The following is a 19,516-nucleotide window of genomic DNA, read 5'->3' as shown; positions in this document are numbered from 1 at the left end:
GCGCCCGGCCAACTCTTGGCAAGTACTCGTGGATGATCCGCTCCGGATCACGTTCGCGGGTGCCAGGGGTTGCCGGGTAAAAGGGCAGGTTTGTTAACGGTCAGTGGGTCTTCGATGGACTGTCTTCAGGACGGGGTCGCAAGATCATGGGTAGGGAGTCCCAAGTGTTTCGGGTATTGTTTTCGTTTGTTCTCGCCAGTCTCTCGTTATCCGTTCAGGGGCAGCCGTCCGAGGGTGAAATGGACCGGTCCCGGTCCGCTTCTGACAAGCAAGTGGTCGCGCCCGCTTCGGAGCGTCCGCTGGTTGCGCTTGTCCTGAGTGGCGGCGGGGCCAAAGGCATGGCACATGTGGGGGTGTTGCGGGCTCTGGAAGAAATGCATGTGCCAGTGGATATCGTTGTGGGTACCAGTGCCGGTTCAGCCGTAGCTGCACTCTATGCGCTGGGGATGGATGTAGACGATATTGAAGACCGCTTCATCGATATGGATTGGCTTTCCAGCTTTCGTGACAGTCCGGGGCGTGCCTATAAACCGGTACGTCGTAAAATGGAAGACTGGCGCTATCCAATCGATCCGGGCATCGGTGTGGGGCGTGACGGGCTGAAATTGGGGCGCGGTCTGGTGGCCGGCCAGAATCTCGGATTTATCCTCAATGAACTGACTAGCAACGCTTCGTTGGTCAGGGATTTCGATGAGCTGCCTTTGCGTTTCCGTGCGGTCGCCACCGATCTTGAGACTGGCGAAGAAGTGGTGATCGGCGATGGCGCCCTGGCGACGGCTATTCGCGCTTCAATGAGCATTCCCGGGGTTTATGCGCCCACCGAATACAACGGCCGCTGGCTGGTGGATGGCGGGATTGCCAACAACCTGCCGATCAGCGTCGCGGAGTCGATGGGTGCAGATGTGATTATCGCTGTGGATATCAGCGACACGCTGCTGGACAACGACCAGCTTACCGGCGCATTTTCTGTTGTCGGGCAGCTCACCACGCTGATGACTCGCAGCAATGTGGAAGAGCAGCTTGAACTGCTTACTGATGAAGATGTGCTGATCCGTCCTAATCTCGACGGCCTGACCTCAGCCGATTTTTTTGATTCCTCACGCATTATGGAAGTCGGCGCCACTGCAACCCGGAACGCCGCGGTTGCCTTGAACCGGCTTCGGGTCGACCCGGTTACCTGGGCCGGCTATCAGCAGCGGCGTTCTGTTAACCACTTTACTCCCAAGTTGATTTCCAACATTGAAATAAAAGATGACTCACGCCTGTCGTCGGAGTTTCTGCTATCCCGCTTGCGCCAGAAAATTGGTGAGCCTTTGGACGCCGAACAGCTTCGGGATGACCTTCGCCGTATTTACGGGCTCGGTTACTACGAAACCGTCAGCTATGCGCTGCAGTCGGACGAGTCGGGTGAGGGATCGACGCTCGTTATTGAAGTTGAAGAGAAGAGCTGGGGGCCAAATTACATGCGGTTTGGTCTTGGTTACGAAGACAACTTCGAGAATGACACCCGCTTCAATGTAGCCGCGAACTTCCAGATGACGCAGTTGAATGCGCTGGGTGCCGAGTGGAATACCGGTGTGCAGCTCGGTACCGAGCCGTACGTGCGGACCGAGTGGTTCCAGCCGCTGGACTACGGCTACCGTCGGTTTTTGCTGCTGGGCGGCGACTATCAGCGGGAAGCCTATAGCGTGTTTGACGACCAGGGCAGTCGGGTTGCGGAAGTCGAGGTCGAAAAACAGGAAATCGATGTCAGCCTTGGCCTCGAGCTGGGCGCCGAAGGGGAACTCCGGGGTGGCTATCAGCGGGGTTATTCGTCGGTAGATGACGCTTTGGGTTCAAGCGGAGCCTACTCTGACAGTCGCATTGAACGCGGCGCCTGGGATCTCCAGCTTACAGTCGACACACTGGACGACCCGTTTCTGCCCAGTAGCGGTGGGTTCCTTGGGATTAATGGCCGCTTTGAACGCCCCGGTCTCGGGTCCGACAGCGATTACGATCGCACCACGCTTTTGGGTATTGGCGCTCAGGAATGGGGGCAACAGGTTGTGGTTGGGCAACTATACGGCAGCATGATTACGCGCGGCGAAGCGGGCGTTGAAAGCTATGTGTCACTGGGTGGCTTCCGCCGATTATCGGCCTATGCCCGAGGAGAGGTGACCGGCGCCGATGCGGCACTGGCAAGCCTGTATTCCTATCGCCGCTTTGGAGGGCCGGTGGTGCCGTTTTTCGCCGGGGCAGGCTATGAGGGGGGCAACGCCTGGCAGAATGTGCGGGACGCCAGCTGGAACGATGTCATCCATTCCTGGAACCTGTTTGCGGGTATTGATACGTTCCTGGGGCCAGTGCAGCTCTCCACGGCTTATGCCGATGATGACCACTGGACGACATTCCTCACAGTGGGTTACTCACTGGAAAGCCTGTTCATTGCCCCCTGACGCCATGTCTGCCTGCGGTTTGCAGCAATTGGCCACTATCTGACCGGTCCTACCAGCACCAGACGCGGTGCTTTGCAGTCACCGTTCAAGGGCCGCTCCAGAATGGCGCGGTATTCATCGCCAGGCCGGGCACTATCAGGTGCCGGATAAAACAGGATGTCGTCGCCGGGGAAAAATTGCCAGGTGCCGACACGAGCCGTCCTTGCCAGAAGTGATACCACGCCTTTCACCCTGCTCCAGGCGCAACTGGCGGGAGGATAGGGCTCAGCGGGTTTCGATACCGCTGGAGGCTCCGTAGCCTGGGGTTCCTCAGGGGATGGCTCCGGGGGCGCGGGTTCAGGAGCAGGTTTGCGCTCAGGCACGGGGCGGACCGGCTCGGGTGTCGTCGGTTTCGGGCTGCTGGCACACCCCCCGAGCAGCAGGGCTGCAATAATCAGAGCTACCGTGGTTGTTGATTCGGATTCACGAGGCCGCATTGCGACCGGTTTTCGTCGGTTCTGCATCGATAAACGCCAGTACCTGTTTGCACTGTTGTTCTGCATACCCTTTGAGAATAGCGACAAGCCGCTCTTCATCGTGTGCTTTAATCGCTTCAATGGACGCTCGCATGTGGGCGAGATTGTCTTCGAGCACTTGCTGATTGGCGTGCTGGAACGCCACAAATGCGCAGCGCTTCGCCGACGGCCATAAATCCTTGATGGCCTCCAGAATAAAATAATTGTCTGCGTAGGTCAGGGATGCCTGAGTATATTCGATACCAAGATCCAGAAACGCGAGCAAGTCACCCCGGCGGTAGCAATCTTCCATGCTGGCATAGAGTGATTCCAGTGCTTCCATGTCTTCCGGTTGCCACTGGCGGGTCAGCTTGCGGCCGGTGTGGCACAGGTAGAGTTCGAGCACCTCGTACAAACTGCGGACAAAATAGTCGTTCAGTTCGGTAACAAAGGCGCCTTTTCGCGGCACGTTGCGCACGAGATGCCGCTTTTCCAGCAGCAGCAGACCTTCCCTTACGGAGCCGTGGCTGACATCCAGCTGTTTGGCCATGGCGTTTTCAAAGATGCGCTCGCCGGACCTCAGTTGACCAAAACAAATCAGGTTCTCAATGTGCTGTGCGACCTGTTCGGTCAGCGTTTCACGTGGCTTGAATGGTTTCATCAATATACGTCCGGGATGATGACAGCAATCGGGCGCGATGCCCGGCCGGGTAGGTCAGCAGGATGTTTCACTGCCCGATTCGAGTGCAATGGTTATGCTCTCACATTCCCTGATAACTGCAAGTGCAGTCGCTATAACACGGGGGCCAGCAGACGCACGGCGCGGCAGGTTAAGCGGAATGGCAGCGAACGTTGGCTGTAATCGGCCGGCGTCATCTCCCGACAGTGACCGAGATCGGTTTGGAGCATGGCATCGACTTCCGCAATGAAAGACGTTGACGTTACCAGTGCCCCGATTTCAAAATTCAGTCGCATGGAGCGATTATCGAGATTCGCCGTGCCCACCATTGCATAGCGGTCATCCACCAGCACCACCTTTTGGTGCATGAAGCCGGGTTGGTAGCGATAGATACCGATACCGGCCTGGCTGGCCTGAATCAGGTAAGAGTAGGCGGCCAGCCGGACCAGCAGGTGGTCGGGGTTTTCGGGAATGATAATGCGGACGTCCACGCCCCGCAGCGCAGCCAACTGCAGAGCATTGACGATCTGCAGGTCGGGGACGAAATAAGGGGAGCTGATCCAGATCCGCTCCCGGGCGCTGTTGATGCAATTGAGGAAAAACAGGGTGCAGGTCTCAAACCGGTCTGCCGGGCTTGAAGGCAGAATCAGCACGTCGTGTTGCCCTTCGGGATTATGTGAAGGTGTCCAGTTGAGTTGGGGCAGGGAGTTCGATGCCCACTTCCAATCCTCGGCGAAGGCGAGCTGAAGGCCCATCACCGCAGGGCCTTCGATCCGGCAATGGGTATCGCGCCAGGCAAGACGGTTGGACTCAGTGCCCAGATACTCGTCGCCCAGATTGATGCCGCCAACAAACCCGACATTTCCGTCACAAATCAGCAGTTTGCGGTGATTCCTGAAATTGATCTGAAAGCGCCGTCGCCGGACATTGCCATCGCCGAAAGCGTATACCTCGGCGCCGGCCCGGGTCAGGGCCTTGATGTAGGCTCGGGGCAGCCAGGCACTGCCGATATCATCGTAGGTAAAGTAAACCCTGACGCCTTCGGCGAGTTTACGCTCCAGAATCGACTTGATGCGCTGGCCCACCTTATCGGAACGGATGATGTAAAACTCCAGCAGAATATAGTCGGTGGCGTTCTCCATGGCCTCGAACAGCGCCTCAAATGTTGCTTTGCCATCCTGCAACAAGCTGCATTGATTGCCGCTGGTGAACGGCTGACGGGCAAGGCTGGTCAGCACCTGAAGATCAGGATCCAGAGACGCTGGTGTGACGACATGGGGTTCACGGGACTTGTTCTGGAACACGCTGAGCAGATGATTGAGGGAGACATCCCGTGAGCGGCGTGCCTGCACATAACCGGAAAAGCGGTTGCGACCAAACATGAAAAACAAGGGGAGTGCGAGGTAGGGGAATGCCAGCAGCGAGATAATCCAGGCGATGGCGCCCTGAGTGGTTCTGTAGTTCAGCAGTGTCCGGAACACACAAAACAGTGCCAGTCCGTAGACGACGGCGAGAAATAGCAGAAACAGCGTCGGATTCCACATGGCGACTCCGGATGGCTCGATAACAGGTCAGCGATGTCTGGCACGGTATTGTGCGGGGGACTCGCCTGTCCAGCGTTTGAAGGCCCGGCTAAAAGCGCTCAGCTCCGAAAACCCCAGCAGAAATGCGATCTCACCCAGCGCATACCGGTCGGCGGCGACGTAACGCAGGGCTTTGTCCTTTCTCACATGTTCGACCAGTTCGTGAAAGCTGAAACCTTCTTTTTTCAGGTGACGGTAAAGTGTTTGCCGGCTCATGTTGAGCTGATGAGCCAGAGAATCGGCATCAATCCGCTCACTGGCCATTTGTCGTGAAATCAGGCGGCGCACTTTCCGGCTGAGTCGTCGCCGGGACTGAACCCGGGTCAGCAGACTGTTGACCTGGCGCAGCATCGCGGAGTGGATATAGGGATTTCGATGAGGAATAGGGCGGGTCAGATAGCGGGCGCTGAAAGCAATCGCCATGCGCGGCATATCAAACTCGATCGGACACTGCAGGATGCGCTGGTATTCGCTGGCATACACCGGCGCGGGGTGCGCAATATGAACCCAGGCAATATCGAGCGACGGATGAATGAAATGTCTGGCCCGACTGACGGTGGCTGACAGGGTCCGGTCCATATCCTGGCGGCAATAGTGCGCCGGTTCGTCCACTTGCCAGGACAGAATGGCAAGATCGTCGGTTTGTTCGAAGCGCAGGCTCACGGTTTCGTTGATCAGACGATGCAGGCGGACATATTGCGTGACGGTTGCGCCCAGCGTGTCGCAGTTGAAAAAAACATGTCCGAGTAGCCCCATGCGGTCAGGATCGACAATTTCGCCGGCATGGAGGCCGATGGCCTGATCACCGGTTGCCTTTTCGGCGAGAGCCCAGAGGGCGTAGTGGTGGTCAGCAGAAATGCGGATATCGGGATCAGACAAGGCTTCGATCGAGCAGTCCAGCAGCGATTCAACCGCTTGGGAGTCGAGCAGCTGACGTTCCTTCAGGTAATGCACCAGCCCCAGGGAGGTAGAAGCGGCGACCTGCGGAATATGGCGCCTGGTTTTCTGCTTTTTCGCGCCATCTGTTGTTGCTCCAGATGTTGCACCAGATTTACTGGCACCGGATTTTGCTGGGCTCATTGCGACCGTTTTTATTGGAGTGGTGTTACCAAATGTCAAACAGTTGGGACGGAGTGTCAACGCATTGAAGGTTTTTCAGGGTTATTCTTTGGTCATATTCATAACCCGACCAGAACCAAGGAGGTCGCAGGTATGCAATTTGAAATCTTTGTACCCCATAACGAGTTTGAGCGTCTCAACTGCATTGAGCTGGAAAAATATCTGAACAACATTTTCTATTGCTGATGCGCGCCGCTCGGCAGCGACATGGCAGCATCTTCAGATGTTGAGTAACAGTAGTCCGAAAGTACCCTTCGAATTGGCCGCCTGAAAAGGCGGCCATTTTTTTGTCTGGCGAAAATGGTGTCTGCGAGTATTGAGCGAGCCAGGCCTGGCGTCAGGATTGATCGTTGCGGGCAAATGCGGGAATGGCGTTCAGGGGCTGTACTCTTAGCCTGAGTTTTTCCGTGCGATCCAGAATGCCTTCAATACGCCCCAGTTGTGCTTTGGTATGCTCTGACCGCATATAACGATTGGCTGCAAAATCGAACATCAGTCCGTAGAGGGTGGCATCCCCGATACTGCGTTGATTCTGTACTCTGGCCACGAGCCGCTCAACGACCAGGTCACCGGTCGCCATTTCGAGCACCAGTCGCAGTTCGACCCGGGTGCCCTTCGAGAGGGCTGAATCGCCGGTGGCCTGCCTTTTCACGAGAATAGAGACACCTTCACGGGTGAAGTCTTGGCTTTGGGCCAGTGCATACGGGGTAAAGAACCCTTTCCGGATGCGCCAGGACACTTGCAGCTGGGCGGCAGGAAAACGGCGGAACTTCCGGCGATCATTGGTTGAGGGCGCTTGCATGCGTGCGGTTTTTCTCATTATTGAAACATACTGCAATAGTCAGTAGGGATTGGCGGCGACAATCCGAGCATATCCTGACAAGCTGTCCGCTGAAAGGGCCTTGTCCACGTTTCGCCCGATCCATCTCTTTTTTTCGGGGACTGTCTCATCTCCGGAGCCCGTCATAAATGTTGCGGAGGACGTTTGGTTTGTCTCAGAAATTGATGATTTTTGATCTGGATGCCGGCTTTCTTGATGATGAATTGCTGGCCAGCCAGATGCGCTTGTTGGTCGGCCTGGTGAGTACTGACCGGGCGCGCAGTGCGGGTGATCGGTTACCGCTCGCCTGGCGGGGCCATGAAGACGCATTGACCCTGCGCCTGAACCAGTTGATGGACGAGATGACCTTGCGTTCGCTGGCAACGCCCGGCACCGTGGCCACCACCAATGAGGCGGTTATCTGGCCGCCGACTGACCGGGATATGCTGCAGGCGCAGCTGACCGAGATTCGCAGCCGGGCGGAAAAAGGATTCAAAGGGCGGATCCGGCTGCCGAAAAATGAACATGAACTCTGGGCGAGCTACAAATACAGTCTGCTGGCACGTAACCGGCAGGCCTATGAGAGTTTTGGTCGTCGGGTGGCGGCCCGCACGGTCGACTTGATGGACCTCTGGCTGGCGTTGGAAAATGCGTCACGTATCGCGCCTCCTGAAGGCGGTATTCGCAACGCCCTGCAGCACATGTGGGGTTACGTGTCGGGCTTTTCGTCACTTAGTCCGCAAACCGATGACCTGGATGGACTTGCCCAGGAAGTACAACTCCTTGCCTGCCAGCATCAGGTATCCTATCTGATCAATTCAACGGCGTTGGGAGAACTCCGCGCCTGGTTGTAAGGAGAGCGTTGTGAGTCTTGATCTGAATGCGCGCGTGACAGGCGAGGGTGATCCCCTGATTGTTGTTCACGGGCTTTTTGGTTCACTGGAAAATCTGGGGGGCATCACCCAGCGTTTGTCGGATGAGTGGCAGGTGCATGCAATTGATTTACGCAATCACGGCCGTTCCCCCCATGCCGATACCATGAGCTATCCCGAGATGGCGGCGGATATTCTGCGCTACATGAATCAGCAGAAGCTCGACTCTGCTTGCCTGCTGGGACATTCAATGGGAGGCAAAACGGTGATGGAGCTGGCGTTATCCGATCCGGCCCGAGTCAGTCGACTGATTGTGGCGGATATCGCGCCGGTGACCTATCCGCCGCACCACGACGCCATTATTGACGGCCTGACCGGGCTGGATCTCGATGCTGTTGGCTCCCGCGGAGACGCAGACAAGGCGCTGGCGGAATCCGTTGAAATACCCGCCGTCCGACAGTTTCTGTTGAAAAACCTGGTGCGTACTGATGACGGTGGTTTTCGCTGGCGCCTCAATCTCGACGCGATTGAACGGGAGTATGCCAGCATTGCCGCAGGCCCCACGGCGCAAGGACCGTATAACGGGCCGACGCTGTTCATCAAAGGCGGGGAGTCAGATTATATACAGGACAGCCAGCACGATGCCGTTGCAACGCTGTTCCCTTCGGCACTGATGCGGATCATATCGAATACCGGCCATTGGCTGCATGCTGAAAAGCCGGAACTGTTCGCCACACTGTGCCGGCGTTTTTTGAACGGAGAGTTTGACCAGAAAGGTTGATGGAAAGTTAGATCGTGCCTGGAACCACGGCCTTTAAACGCAAAAAGCCACGGCATCGCTGTCGTGGCTTTTTGTGATCCCGCGGGCTCAGGCTTCGGCGCCGTCACTCATGCTGGTATCGGTATTTTGTTGCTTCAGTTGCGCCATCTTGGCATCGAAGAAGGTTTTGGCGGAATAGAAAATGCCGAACAGAACAGCCAGTGCTGCCACGGTGTACAGCGGTGACGCCAGATCGTAAAGCATGGTGACGATTCCCCTGAAGGTGGATGTTCGACCGCAGTCGACCAAAAAGTGAGCAGCGAATATACCGAAGGGACCTGTGCCAGACAACCGGTAGATGCCGCAATGGATGCTTGAACGACGGCTCGAGTCTGTCGGGGGCCTTTGCTATGGTGATGGCGCGATAGTGATACTCACGCTCGCTTTATTGAATCTGGTTGGGCCGAGACTGCAGAAGTGAAACAAGGAGAAAATATGCGTTGGGCTTACGCATCAGGTGTCCTGATATTTCTGGTGGTGGGTGGTTTTCTTTTCAATCCTTCTCCGGTGGACAGTGTGGCCTGGACCCCGCCAGCGGCGCCCGGATTCAAGGGCAAGGCGGCTCCGAATGAGCTGCTGACACTCTCAGAAATTATTGCCGTGCGTCAGGTCAATGGGCCGGAAGATGTGGACGTTGATTCCACAGGCCGGGTATATGCCGGCAATGCTGACGGCAACATTGTAAGGGTGTGGCCGGATGGCCGGGTTGAAAAGTGGGTGAATACCGGTGGCCGCCCGTTGGGGCTGGATTTTGATGCGCGTGGCAATCTGATCGTCGCGGACGCGGTAAAGGGCTTGTTGTCGGTGAATGCGGACGGTGAGATCACCACGCTGACAACAGAGGCGGCGGGTACAAGCTTTGGTTTTACCGACGATGTGGATGTCGGGCCGGACGGCATGATTTACTTCTCTGATGCCAGCACTCGCTTCGGTATGGATGAGTTCCGTCTGGACCTGCTGGAGATGCGCCCGCATGGGCGTTTGCTGCAATACAATCCCTCAACTGGCAAAACCCGGGAATTATTGAAAGACCTCCATTTTGCTAATGGTGTTGCGGTCGCTCGTGATGGATCCTATGTACTGGTGAACGAAACCTGGAAGTACCGCACGATTAAATATTGGCTGAAGGGCCGTAACGCCGGCAAGGCTGAAACCTTTGTAGATAATCTTCCGGGGTTCCCTGATGGCATTGCTGCCGACAGCGAGGGACGTTTCTGGATTGCCTTGCCGACCCCCAGAAACCCGCAGATTGATGCGATGCATCCGCACCCCTGGATCAAGGAACAAGTGGCCAAATTGCCGGACAGTTGGCAGCCACCGGTACAACGTTACGGTCTGGTGATGGCATTTGACGGTGACGGCAAGCTGCTGGCCAGCCTGCATGACACCAAAGGCAAGTATCTTGAAGAAATCACATCAGTGCAGCCGCACCTTGGCATGCTGTATTTCGGCACCTTGCACAATGACCGGATTGGCCGCTTGCCGATCTCGGCCATTCCCACATTGAATAAGGAGTCTTCCAAGTGACCGACGTGCCGAACCTGATTGACTGGGATTTGCCCGAGCCTTTTATCATGCCGATTCAGGTTCAGCCTGAAGACGTCGATCGTCTGGGGCACGCCAATAACGTGGTCTATGTGCGCTGGCTTGAAGACATCAGCTGGGCACATATCGAAAGCCTAGGCATGACCTGGGAGAAACACGAAGCGACCGGCAAGGCGATGGCGATCACCCGTACCGAGATTGATTATCTCGCTGCTGCCAATTCGGGCGAACACCTGTTGTTGGGTACCTGGCTGGTCGATTTCGATGGCCGGTTTCGCTCCGGGCGTCGTTTTCAGCTAGTGCGCCCGGATGACAGCAAAACACTCGTCCGTGCGCATTCGACTCATGCCTGTATTGATCTCAAAACACAGCGGCCGTCCCGGGTCCCCAAAGAGTATGCCGAGCTCCTTGGTGGCGCCGTGCACAATACGCCGGCCACCTGAGCGGCTTTTCTGCTAATCTTTCCTGATACGGTTTCGTGCCGTTGCTATTGCTGATCGCTGGCAAAGTGAACGGTCCTATCCCCGCACCACCTGTTCTGGAGACTCGTCATGCGTCGCGTCATTTACTCGCGTTTCGGTGAAGCCGAAGAACTTCAACTGATCGAATCTGACATGCCGGTGCCGGGAGACGGCCAGGTCTGCGTGGCCGTTGCCGGAGCTGGTCTTAATCCGATTGACTGGAAAACCCGCAAGGGGCTTGGCTTTGCTGCTCAGCAAATCGCCGATCGCTTGCCCTGGACGCCGGGGTATGACCTTTCCGGCATTGTTACCGAGGTAGGCGACGATGTGACAACGCTCGCGCCGGGGGATCGGGTAATGGGATTAGTCGGGTTTCCTTCGGGCGGCGGCGCCTATGCGGAGTACGCACTGGCCAGAGCCGATGAGCTGATTCTGGTGCCTGAGGAGATGGATCTGGTGGAAGCCGGGGGCTTGCCGCTTGCCGCACTGACTGCCTGGCAAGGGTTGTTTGAGGTGGCTGAGCTTGAGCCTGAACATAAGGTGCTGATTCACGCCGGTGCCGGCGGAGTCGGGCATCTGGCCATTCAGTTCGCCAAGGCCAGAGGCGCCCATGTGATCGCCACTGCCTCAGCCGGTAACAGCGATTTTCTGGCAACGCTGGGGGCGGATGAAGTCATTGATTATGCCCATGATGATTTTACCGATGCCTGCTACGGACTGGATGTGGTGTTTGATCTGGTGGGCGGTGATACCGGTCATCGTTCACTGCACACGCTGGGAGAACATGGTGTGCTGGTAACGGTACCCACTGTCACTGCAGATCCGATTATTACTGAGGCGGAGAATATGGGCCTGCGCGCACATGGCATGACGGTGCGCCCCGATGTGTTCCATCTCGATGAAATTGCCGAACTGATTGAAGACGGCGATGTGCGACTGCATGTGGAAACGATCTATCCGCTGGACGCAGTCGTTGAAGCGCATCGCCAGTTACAGACCGGTCGTGGCCGGGGCAAGAAAGTGTTGCGCTGCCAGCCCACATACGCTGAATAGCGAGCGATGGCAGACAGCGCGATAGTCCTCCCGTCAGGCCGGTAGCGGCGACGGATCGGCAGCCGGTCCGTTGCTGTCCTTCTCTTTTTCTTTGCGCTCTTTTGGCGGCTGGGACGGCACCAGGCTGATCAATTTCCAGCCCTTCTCAAGTTTGAACGTCGTGTCTGCGGTGACCGCATATATCCGCTCACGCGGATCAATCACAAACATCAGCAGAGCTTGATGGTCGTATTGCTCCCGGAAGTGCTCGTAGGTGAAGGTTTCACTGAGCTGTGTGGTTTTGAACTGATAGCCTTTGCTCACCATGCTGGCGAGCTTGGCATAGCTGATATCACCGAACAGGCCGCGAGTCTGCTGGATCTTCTCTGCCGTCTGATGGCGGGCTTTCTGGTCCTGATCACCTTCAGACAAACTGTAAACGCTGCCTGTCCCGAACCAGTCCAGGAAGTGATAGGTCGCCAGAGAGTTAAGTTGCTTGTAGGGCGAAATCACCAGCAGGTTGCCGATGCCGGTGAGATCCAGATGGGTAGACGCATGCTCGGAAACCGGGTTGCCGAAGTACACATGCAAATTTTCCATCCGTGCCTGGCGGACGTTTTCCCAGTTGGTATCCGTCAGCGTTACCGGAACGTCCAGCTTTTGCAGGGCGAGACCAATCTGGCGGGCGACCGCGTTGGCTCCAAGAATCAGGAAGCCGTAATCTGCCGGCTCATCGACTTTGAGCAACTGGGCAATCGGCCGCGCGGTAAGGCTCTGCAGCGTGACGGTTGCGATGATCACCATGAAGACCAGAGGCACCAGCACACCGGCATTTTCGTAGCCGATTTTCTGCAACTGGAAAGCAAACAGCGCTGATACCGCCGCTGCCACGATACCCCGTGGGGCGACCCAGCTGAGGAACAGCTTTTCCCGAAGGTTGAGATTGGTGCCGATGGCCGACAGGAAAATACTCAGCGGTCGAGCTACCAGAATCAGGACCGCCAGCAGAATCACCAGCCCCCAGCCCAGGCTGGCAATCGCCGCGAATTCGATACGCGCCGCCAGAATGATAAACAGGGCGGAAATCAGCAATACGCTGAGGGATTCCTTGAACTCCAGAATACTCTCGATCGGCACCTGCTTCATGTTGGCCATCCAGATCCCCATCACCGTCACCGTCAGTAGCCCGGATTCATGGGCCAGTTCGTTCGACAAGGCGTAAACACCCAGCATGAAGGTCAAGGTGCCGGCATTGTGCAGGTACTGGGGGATCAGGTGCTTGCGCAGCGCAATGCCGTTCAGCCAGCCGGCCGCACCGCCAATCACTACGCCGACCAGAATGGTGGTGCCGAAAATATACAGTGAGTGTTCAAATACATTGCCCTGACCCCAGGACACAATGCCTTCAAAAACCAGTACGGCCAGTAGCGCGCCTACAGGGTCAATAATGATGCCCTCCCAGCGCAGAATATTGGCCAGCTTCGAGACTGGCTTGACCGAACGCAGCAAGGGCGCAATCACGGTAGGCCCGGTGACAATCGAAATGGCACCGAACAGCAGCGCGATTTCCCACGAGATGTCCAGCACCCAGTGCGCGGTGAGGGTACCAATCGTGCAGGTGACGATGGAGCCGATTGGCACCAGGTTGCGCACCATCACGCCGTGGCCCTTGATCTCCTGATAGCGCAGCGTGAGGCTGCCTTCAAACAGAATGACGGCGACCGCGAGCGATACCAGCGGAAACAGCAGGTCACCAAACAGCTGTTGCGGTTCGAGCCATCCCATTACGGGGCCGGCCACAATTCCACCTGCCAGCAGAAACAGAATCGCTGGTACCCGCAGGCGCCAGGCAAGCCATTGGCAAAACAGGGAGAGGACACCGATGCTGGCAAGGATAAGCACAATGCTGACTGACATAAGAGATTCAGTTCCGTTGAATAAATGAGAGGTTGGTCAGTGCCGTCACGCAGACGTTCACCGGCGAAATCACTTGGGCCAGAGTGGCTATCATGCCGTTGAACTGGCCTTGCGGGCAATGCGATTCAATAATCGCGATGCGGCGAATAGTCCAAACGTTGCTGTCACCGGGCTGGCCGCGCCAAAACCGGTGGCGCAATCCAGCCGCACTGGCCCATCAGTAGCCGGCTTCTGCAGGCAAACGTCGCCGTCGCCGGTAGGGTAGGTCAGTTGCTCCAGCGAGTATACTGCCTCTATCCCAAACCGACGTTGCGGGTTGCGAGAAAAGCCATACTCCCTCCGCAACAGGTTGCGTACCTTTGCCAGCAGCGGGTCCTGCGTGGTGCGGCTCAGATCGCCGACCTGAATCTGGGTCGGGTCCATCTGACCACCGGCACCGCCGGAGCAGACCAGGGGGATTTTCCGGCGCTTGCAATGGGCAATCAGTGCGGCTTTTGATTTTATGCTGTCGATTGCATCCACCACACCGTCAATATCCGTTGTGATGAGTTCCGCTACGTTTTTGGGGGTCACAAACCCAAAGTGGATATGAATCTCGACAGTGGGATTGATGGCCTTGAGGCGCTGCGCCATGGCGTCGGTTTTGGTCATCCCGTACTGGCCCTCCAGCGCATGCAGCTGGCGGTTGGTGTTTGAGACGCAAATATCGTCCATGTCGATCAGTGTGAGCTTGCCAATGCCGCTGCGTGCCAGCGCCTCTGCTGCCCAGGATCCCACGCCGCCGAGGCCGGCGATGGCGATGTGAGTCTCACGAAATGCCTGGGTTGCCTGGCGGCCGTAGAGTCGCTCAATGCCACCAAATCGAAAGCTGTAATCGTCCGCTGTCATGCCTGGCCTTTGTCGGGATGGAGAAATCGATGACTGGGTCTGTTGGCAATTGTACCTGAGAAGGCGTGCACAGGCAGTGGGCTGACTATCAGGGATGTCCGGAGGGCGAGCAATGAGACATAAAAAAAGCCACGACAAAGTCGTGGCTGGACAAGCAAGGACCTATCCGTCAAAGGCAGGCCGGGATTAGTTCAGAGACACTAATCAACGCCACCCATTATCCCCGGTTTTCGGGGGTTTGGTAGGTCAGAAAGGGCCAAGGCTCGGTAAGTGACGGCCACCTTGAGGCTGGGTGGCCGTTGTTCGGGGTTCCGGTCAGTGTCAGCTGATAAACGGATTCAGCAGCCGCGTAAAGGTGCCGGTTAGCTTAAGAGGCGCGCTCAACACCGATAGCGTGATGCAGTCTGGCCCTTCAAGCGCGATGGGTTTGTGAGTGTCTTCCTGGTCCAGCACCACAAAGTCCCACTGATTAAATACCCCCTTGTGATCACTGAAGGCGCCCTGCAGGACAATCGTGGTTTCCTGGCCCCGATGGGTGTGGGCAGGGGCCTTGCCACCGGCCGCCAGTTTCTGGAGAACAACCTTCTCGGGCTGGTCGGGAAACAGGTGGCTGATATCAAATACGCTCACATCCGCGAGTTGACGCTTCCAGGGCAGGTCGTTGATGTCGCTCTGCACCAGTCTTTCGAGCGCGTTGCCGGCTTTGTTCACGGCCGTTGGCGGTATTTCGGGCTCATCGTTCAGGCGCGCCAGAATATGGTCGAACATGTCCGCGGAGACGCTGACGCTGGCCTGCTGCTCCATTAGCACCGCACCCAGGCTGTCGAGCGTGTCGACACGGCTCTGGCAGTGGTCACACTGGTCAAGATGAAGGCGAATACAGAGGGCGTGGGGATCACTGAGATTCCCTGCGCTGTATTCCATCAAGCTGTGACTGTCGGGGTGGTGCTGGGTCATGCGTTCTGGTCCTGCAAAATCACTTTAAGCTTGCCCAGCGCCAGTCTGACGCGACTTTTGACGGTGCCGAGCGGGATGTTGAGTTCATTGGCGACGGTCTGATGGGATTTGTTTTCCATATAGACCTTGGCGATCACTGTGACCTGTTCTTCCGGCAGGTGGCGCAGGGATTCACGGATCCGGCGTTCGGCCATCAAGCGATGCAGGGAGGTCACCGGTTCGTTGTCGTTCTCGCCCGGAATCTGCCAGAGGTCTTCGGTTTCAATGGTAATTTCAGCGTTGGTCCGCTTCAGCTTGCGGAGAATATCAATGCGTTGGTTACGGGCGATGGTGAAAATCCATGTCGAAGCGGCAGCCTTACGCCAGTCATACAGGCAGGAACGGCGCCAGATCGAGACAAACACCTCTTGCACCAGTTCTTCCGCGTGACTGGCCAGCCCATTCGCCATCGCGTAATACTTGATCTGCGGACCAAAGTGCTCAAAAAGCGCTTTGTAGGCCTGACGATCCTGGGACTTTCCCACCTTCTCGAGAAGCTGGCTCCAGGGATCTTTCTTGCCATCAGCCCGGTTCGGCGTTGAATTCGGGGTGGACACTGAACGGTCCCCTGTAGTGGCTTTTATTGCTCTTATGGAGTTTGTCATTCTAGGCGCCTGCCATCAGATTGTCAGTCTGGAACCATACGGCAGGCGCAGAAAAGTGGATCAGTCTTCCAGGTAAGTGTATCCGCTGAGCCCTTGAGCCAGCTCCTGATACAGCGTGGTTTTTTCTTCGTCCGCCAGACTGCTGGCTGCAAGCTGGGCCTGATAGGCTTCCAGCAGTGCCTCGGGTTCGAAGTTCACATACTTCAGTACCTTGGAAACGGTATCGCCTTCAACGTGGTTACAGATCTGGTACTGGCCATCCGGGCCACGGCGGACATCAACCGAGTTGGTGTCACCGAACAGGTTGTGCATGTCGCCGAGGATTTCCTGGTAGGCGCCGGTCATAAAGAAACCGATCAGCATCGGCTCGTCAGCGTTTTGTTCAGGCAGCGGGAGGGTGGTTTCAATGCCTTGCCCATCCACGTAACGATCAATGCGACCGTCAGAATCGCAAGTGATGTCCTGAATAACAGCACGGCGGGTGATCGGGCGATGGAGGCCGTTAATCGGCAGCACCGGGAAAATCTGGTCAATGCCCCAGACGTCGGGCAGCGACTGGAACAGCGAGAAATTGACAAACAGCTTTTCGGCCAGCTTCTCGTTCAGCTCATCAATGATTTCCCGGTGCGCCCGGCTGGCGCTGTTGAGCTGGGCCTGTAATGTCCGGCAACAGGCGGTGTAAAGCTGTTCCGCCTCAGCCCGATGGGTCAGTGACAGCAACCCGTGGGCATACAGTGCGTGGACATCGCTCAGGGCGTGCAACACGTCGTGATAGATCTCCACTCTGGAGCGCGGTGTTTCCGGTGATTGCAGACTGGTGTAGTCCCGCCACAGGTCATGCAACGGGGGCGGTGCATCCGCAGCCGGCTCTGTCGGTTTCGGGTCAGTGGGGGTTTCGTGGTCAATGACGTTGGTTACCAGTACCGCGTGATGCGCCGTCAGGGCCCGGCCGGACTCGCTGATCAGGTTGGGATGCCGGATGCCTGCCCGGTCGCATTCAGCCTGCAGCGTGTGAATCACGTTATAGGCATATTCGGACACGCTGTAATTGATCGAGCAACTGCTGCGCGAACGGGTGCCTTCATAGTCAACGCCCAGGCCGCCACCGATATCCACGGTGTCTATTGGTGCTCCCAGTTGGCAAAGCTCGCTGTAAAAGCGGGCACACTCCTTCAGGCCGGTCTGAATATCCCGGATATTGGCAATCTGTGAGCCCAGATGAAAATGGAGTAGCTGCAGGGAATCCAGCGCGTCTGCTGCCCTGAGCTGGCTGACCACATCCAGTACCTGGCTGGCTGACAGGCCAAATTTGGATTTTTCACCACCAGTGTTCTGCCAGTTGCCTTTGCCGATGGTGGCCAACCGGGCGCGCACGCCAATCAACGGCTTCACGCCGAGCCTGTCGGCCTCTTCCAGAATTTCCGGCAATTCGGACGGCTTCTCTACGACGATGAATACCTGATGCCCCAGCTTCTGGCCGATCAGCGCAAGCCGGATGTATTCCCGATCCTTGTAGCCATTGCAGACTATGACGGAGCCGGGCTTCCGGGACAGTGCGAGCACCGCAATCAGCTCCGGCTTGCTGCCGGCTTCAAGACCGATCTGGCCCTTGCTTGCTGCCGGCTCGGAGCTGATCAGCTCTTCCACTACATGGCGCTGCTGGTTGACCTTGATCGGGTAAACCGCTGTGTAGCGGCCGGTGTATCCCTGTTCGTCAGCGACCCGGTTAAAGGCATCGCAAAGGTTGTTTACCCTGTCATGGAGAATATCGCTGAAGCGGATCAGTACAGGCAGCGGGACACCCTGGCTGACGAGTTTTCGGGTGAGCGCGGGCAAGTTGATATCGGCGCCGCTCTGGCCGCGATCAGGCCTGATCAGTACATCACCGGCAGGATCAATGCCGATATAGCCCTCACTCCATTGCGCGATATTGTAGATCTTCTGAGCATGTGTGCCGGGGCTGTCAGTCATTGCGAACTCTATCCTTTGGGCGAGTGGCTATTGTAATGAAAGGAGCAGGGCCGCTGAAAGCCTATACCCTGGAAAATTAAAGAAATCGGAAACTGTATTTTTACCGAGTTGCGCGGGACAATATGAGCCAATCCAGGGGGCCGCTTTTTCGAGCGGCTCGTCACATCCATTCCGATCATGCTGGCTATTGGAATCACCAGCATGAAGGCAGGAGGGTCATGCGCAATGTCGGTATTGAATGAAGGGTGGTTTACGGAAGTTTTCCAGAATCAGGGCACGGCGTTTTCGTTGCAGGTGAAACGCAAGCTGCATGAAGAGCAAACCGAGTTCCAGAAACTGGAGATCTACGAAACCGAGACCTTTGGCAACCTGATGGTATTGGATGGCTGTGTCATGCTGACCAGCCGGGACAATTTCCTTTATCACGAAATGATGACCCATCCGGCATTGTTTACCCATAAGGCCCCGCGCAAGGTTGTGGTGGTCGGCGGTGGTGACTGCGGCACCTTGCGTGAAGTGCTTAAACACCCGGATGTAGAAGAAGCCTGGCAGGTCGAAATCGACGAGCGCGTCACGCGAATGTCGGAGAAGTACTTCCCTGAGCTATGCGACGCCAATGAAGATCCGCGCGCGAATTTCTTCTTCGGCGACGGTATCCAGTGGATCAGGGACGCTGATCCGGACAGCATCGACTTGATCATCATCGACAGCACTGATCCTGTCGGCCCGGCTGAAGGGCTGTTTGCGCTGGATTTCTACCGTGATTGCATGTTGGCGCTGCGTAAGGGGGGCATTATTGTCCAGCAGAGCGAATCGCCGTTGTTGCATACGGAGACCATCATCAAGGGTATTCACAAGGACATGAAAAAGGCCGGCCTTGATCATGTTATCACGCTGCCATTCCCGCAGCCGGTGTATCCGACAGGCTGGTGGAGCTGCACCATGGCGAGCAAGTCCAACCCGCTGCATTACTTCCGCGAAGCCGACGCCGCCGAACGGCCTTTTGTGACCCGTTACTATAACGAGGCTATTCATACCGGAGCGCTGGCACAGCCCCAGTTTATGCGGGATATCCTCGAAGACTGATATCTCCTGTGCGGTCATGTCGGCGCTCAAATGGCCCGGCATGATCGATCTGTCTTTCATGAAGGCCTGTTTTCATTCCCTTCCGAAATAACGAACCCGATTTTGACGCAGAGATGTTCTCTCCCTGAGGACTGATCTCAGCTACCCTGTGGGTACTGCATGCATGCAGTTAATACCGGTCATTGATGAGTTG

18 protein-coding genes are annotated in these 19,516 nt (G+C 56.7%); 7 read left to right on the top strand and 11 right to left on the bottom strand.

The window, feature by feature from the left end; translation table 11 throughout:
• Positions 1 to 164: 164 nt before the first annotated feature.
• Entirely contained in the window at positions 165 to 2,435 is a 2,271-nt protein-coding gene (locus tag ACUN9X_RS00495) for a patatin-like phospholipase family protein (RefSeq protein ID WP_445471855.1), read from the top strand.
• Between the two features lie 35 nt (positions 2,436 to 2,470).
• Here the strand turns inward: ACUN9X_RS00495 and ACUN9X_RS00490 are convergent, their stop codons facing one another.
• From ACUN9X_RS00490 to ACUN9X_RS00470, 5 genes are all read right to left on the bottom strand, one after another.
• On the bottom strand, positions 2,471 to 2,656 hold the full coding sequence (locus ACUN9X_RS00490) for a hypothetical protein (protein ID WP_260036771.1): 186 nt from the start codon (positions 2,654 to 2,656) through the stop codon (positions 2,471 to 2,473).
• 241 nt (positions 2,657 to 2,897) lie between these two features.
• Positions 2,898 to 3,590 (bottom strand): GntR family transcriptional regulator, encoded by a 693-nt coding sequence (locus ACUN9X_RS00485; protein WP_445471854.1) that lies wholly within the window; start codon positions 3,588 to 3,590, stop codon positions 2,898 to 2,900.
• Positions 3,591 to 3,721: 131 nt separating this feature from the next.
• Positions 3,722 to 5,152 (bottom strand): cardiolipin synthase, encoded by a 1,431-nt coding sequence (gene cls / locus ACUN9X_RS00480; protein WP_445471853.1) that lies wholly within the window; start codon positions 5,150 to 5,152, stop codon positions 3,722 to 3,724.
• Positions 5,153 to 5,179: 27 nt separating this feature from the next.
• Positions 5,180 to 6,271, bottom strand: a complete 1,092-nt coding sequence (locus ACUN9X_RS00475; protein WP_445471852.1) for an AraC family transcriptional regulator — start codon at positions 6,269 to 6,271, stop codon at positions 5,180 to 5,182.
• 376 nt (positions 6,272 to 6,647) lie between these two features.
• Positions 6,648 to 7,130 carry a hypothetical protein gene (locus ACUN9X_RS00470; protein ID WP_260036764.1) on the bottom strand — a complete coding sequence of 161 codons (483 nt, stop codon included), beginning with the start codon at positions 7,128 to 7,130 and terminating at the stop codon, positions 6,648 to 6,650.
• A 170-nt stretch (positions 7,131 to 7,300) separates the two neighbouring features.
• Between ACUN9X_RS00470 and ACUN9X_RS00465 the strand changes: the two genes are divergently transcribed.
• A complete protein-coding gene (locus ACUN9X_RS00465) occupies positions 7,301 to 7,984 on the top strand; it encodes a hypothetical protein (protein ID WP_260036763.1) in 684 nt (227 codons plus the stop codon).
• Positions 7,985 to 7,994: 10 nt separating this feature from the next.
• On the top strand, positions 7,995 to 8,783 hold the full coding sequence (locus tag ACUN9X_RS00460; protein WP_445471851.1) for an alpha/beta fold hydrolase: 789 nt from the start codon (positions 7,995 to 7,997) through the stop codon (positions 8,781 to 8,783).
• An 87-nt stretch (positions 8,784 to 8,870) separates the two neighbouring features.
• Here ACUN9X_RS00460 and ACUN9X_RS00455 read toward each other — a convergent pair whose 3' ends face one another.
• Positions 8,871 to 9,026 carry a hypothetical protein gene (locus ACUN9X_RS00455; RefSeq protein ID WP_445471850.1) on the bottom strand — a complete coding sequence of 52 codons (156 nt, stop codon included), beginning with the start codon at positions 9,024 to 9,026 and terminating at the stop codon, positions 8,871 to 8,873.
• Between the two features lie 231 nt (positions 9,027 to 9,257).
• Here ACUN9X_RS00455 and ACUN9X_RS00450 point away from each other — a divergent pair, with 231 nt between their 5' ends.
• The 3 genes from ACUN9X_RS00450 (at position 9,258) to ACUN9X_RS00440 (ending at position 11,881) form a co-directional block, all read left to right on the top strand.
• A complete protein-coding gene (locus ACUN9X_RS00450) occupies positions 9,258 to 10,349 on the top strand; it encodes an SMP-30/gluconolactonase/LRE family protein (protein WP_260036758.1) in 1,092 nt (363 codons plus the stop codon).
• Between the two features lie 47 nt (positions 10,350 to 10,396).
• On the top strand, positions 10,397 to 10,810 hold the full coding sequence (locus ACUN9X_RS00445) for an acyl-CoA thioesterase (protein WP_260037348.1): 414 nt from the start codon (positions 10,397 to 10,399) through the stop codon (positions 10,808 to 10,810).
• Between the two features lie 108 nt (positions 10,811 to 10,918).
• Positions 10,919 to 11,881: an NADP-dependent oxidoreductase gene (locus ACUN9X_RS00440; protein WP_445471849.1), complete on the top strand. Its 963-nt coding sequence runs from the start codon at positions 10,919 to 10,921 to the stop codon at positions 11,879 to 11,881.
• Between the two features lie 33 nt (positions 11,882 to 11,914).
• Here the strand turns inward: ACUN9X_RS00440 and ACUN9X_RS00435 are convergent, their stop codons facing one another.
• From ACUN9X_RS00435 to speA, 5 genes are all read right to left on the bottom strand, one after another.
• Complete coding sequence (locus tag ACUN9X_RS00435) at positions 11,915 to 13,777, bottom strand: cation:proton antiporter (protein WP_260036756.1); 1,863 nt, start codon at positions 13,775 to 13,777, stop codon at positions 11,915 to 11,917.
• Positions 13,778 to 13,867: 90 nt separating this feature from the next.
• Positions 13,868 to 14,665 carry a tRNA cyclic N6-threonylcarbamoyladenosine(37) synthase TcdA gene (tcdA, locus tag ACUN9X_RS00430; RefSeq protein WP_260036754.1) on the bottom strand — a complete coding sequence of 266 codons (798 nt, stop codon included), beginning with the start codon at positions 14,663 to 14,665 and terminating at the stop codon, positions 13,868 to 13,870.
• Between the two features lie 321 nt (positions 14,666 to 14,986).
• Complete coding sequence (locus ACUN9X_RS00425) at positions 14,987 to 15,622, bottom strand: ChrR family anti-sigma-E factor (protein ID WP_445471848.1); 636 nt, start codon at positions 15,620 to 15,622, stop codon at positions 14,987 to 14,989.
• Complete coding sequence (locus ACUN9X_RS00420; protein ID WP_445471847.1) at positions 15,619 to 16,218, bottom strand: sigma-70 family RNA polymerase sigma factor; 600 nt, start codon at positions 16,216 to 16,218, stop codon at positions 15,619 to 15,621. The genes ACUN9X_RS00425 and ACUN9X_RS00420 overlap by 4 nt, the downstream gene beginning before the upstream one ends.
• 108 nt (positions 16,219 to 16,326) lie before the next feature.
• A complete protein-coding gene (gene speA, locus ACUN9X_RS00415) occupies positions 16,327 to 18,237 on the bottom strand; it encodes a biosynthetic arginine decarboxylase (protein WP_445471846.1) in 1,911 nt (636 codons plus the stop codon).
• 225 nt (positions 18,238 to 18,462) lie between these two features.
• Here speA and speE point away from each other — a divergent pair, with 225 nt between their 5' ends.
• Complete coding sequence (gene speE / locus ACUN9X_RS00410; protein WP_445471845.1) at positions 18,463 to 19,323, top strand: polyamine aminopropyltransferase; 861 nt, start codon at positions 18,463 to 18,465, stop codon at positions 19,321 to 19,323.
• Positions 19,324 to 19,516 lie beyond the last annotated feature (193 nt).

The sequence above is a fragment of the Marinobacter sp. V032 genome, assembly GCF_052645435.1.
Note: the sequence above shows the minus strand (reverse complement) of the source record. Positions and strands in the feature narration are given on the sequence as shown.

Bases quoted from the DNA above. Each gene is read 5' to 3' on its own strand.
- ACUN9X_RS00435 (WP_260036756.1), bottom strand. From the start codon at position 13,777: ATGTCAGTCAGCATTGTGCTTATCCTTGCCAGCATCGGTGTCCTCTCC.
- tcdA (WP_260036754.1), bottom strand. From the start codon at position 14,665: ATGACAGCGGACGATTACAGCTTTCGATTTGGTGGCATTGAGCGACTC.
- speA (WP_445471846.1), bottom strand. From the start codon at position 18,237: ATGACTGACAGCCCCGGCACACATGCTCAGAAGATCTACAATATCGCG.
- ACUN9X_RS00440 (WP_445471849.1), top strand. From the start codon at position 10,919: ATGCGTCGCGTCATTTACTCGCGTTTCGGTGAAGCCGAAGAACTTCAA.
- ACUN9X_RS00470 (WP_260036764.1), bottom strand. From the start codon at position 7,130: ATGAGAAAAACCGCACGCATGCAAGCGCCCTCAACCAATGATCGCCGG.
- ACUN9X_RS00445 (WP_260037348.1), top strand. From the start codon at position 10,397: ATGCCGATTCAGGTTCAGCCTGAAGACGTCGATCGTCTGGGGCACGCC.
- ACUN9X_RS00450 (WP_260036758.1), top strand. From the start codon at position 9,258: ATGCGTTGGGCTTACGCATCAGGTGTCCTGATATTTCTGGTGGTGGGT.
- cls (WP_445471853.1), bottom strand. From the start codon at position 5,152: ATGTGGAATCCGACGCTGTTTCTGCTATTTCTCGCCGTCGTCTACGGA.
- ACUN9X_RS00485 (WP_445471854.1), bottom strand. From the start codon at position 3,590: ATGAAACCATTCAAGCCACGTGAAACGCTGACCGAACAGGTCGCACAG.
- ACUN9X_RS00425 (WP_445471848.1), bottom strand. From the start codon at position 15,622: ATGACCCAGCACCACCCCGACAGTCACAGCTTGATGGAATACAGCGCA.
- speE (WP_445471845.1), top strand. From the start codon at position 18,463: ATGTCGGTATTGAATGAAGGGTGGTTTACGGAAGTTTTCCAGAATCAG.
- ACUN9X_RS00455 (WP_445471850.1), bottom strand. From the start codon at position 9,026: ATGCTTTACGATCTGGCGTCACCGCTGTACACCGTGGCAGCACTGGCT.
- ACUN9X_RS00475 (WP_445471852.1), bottom strand. From the start codon at position 6,271: ATGAGCCCAGCAAAATCCGGTGCCAGTAAATCTGGTGCAACATCTGGA.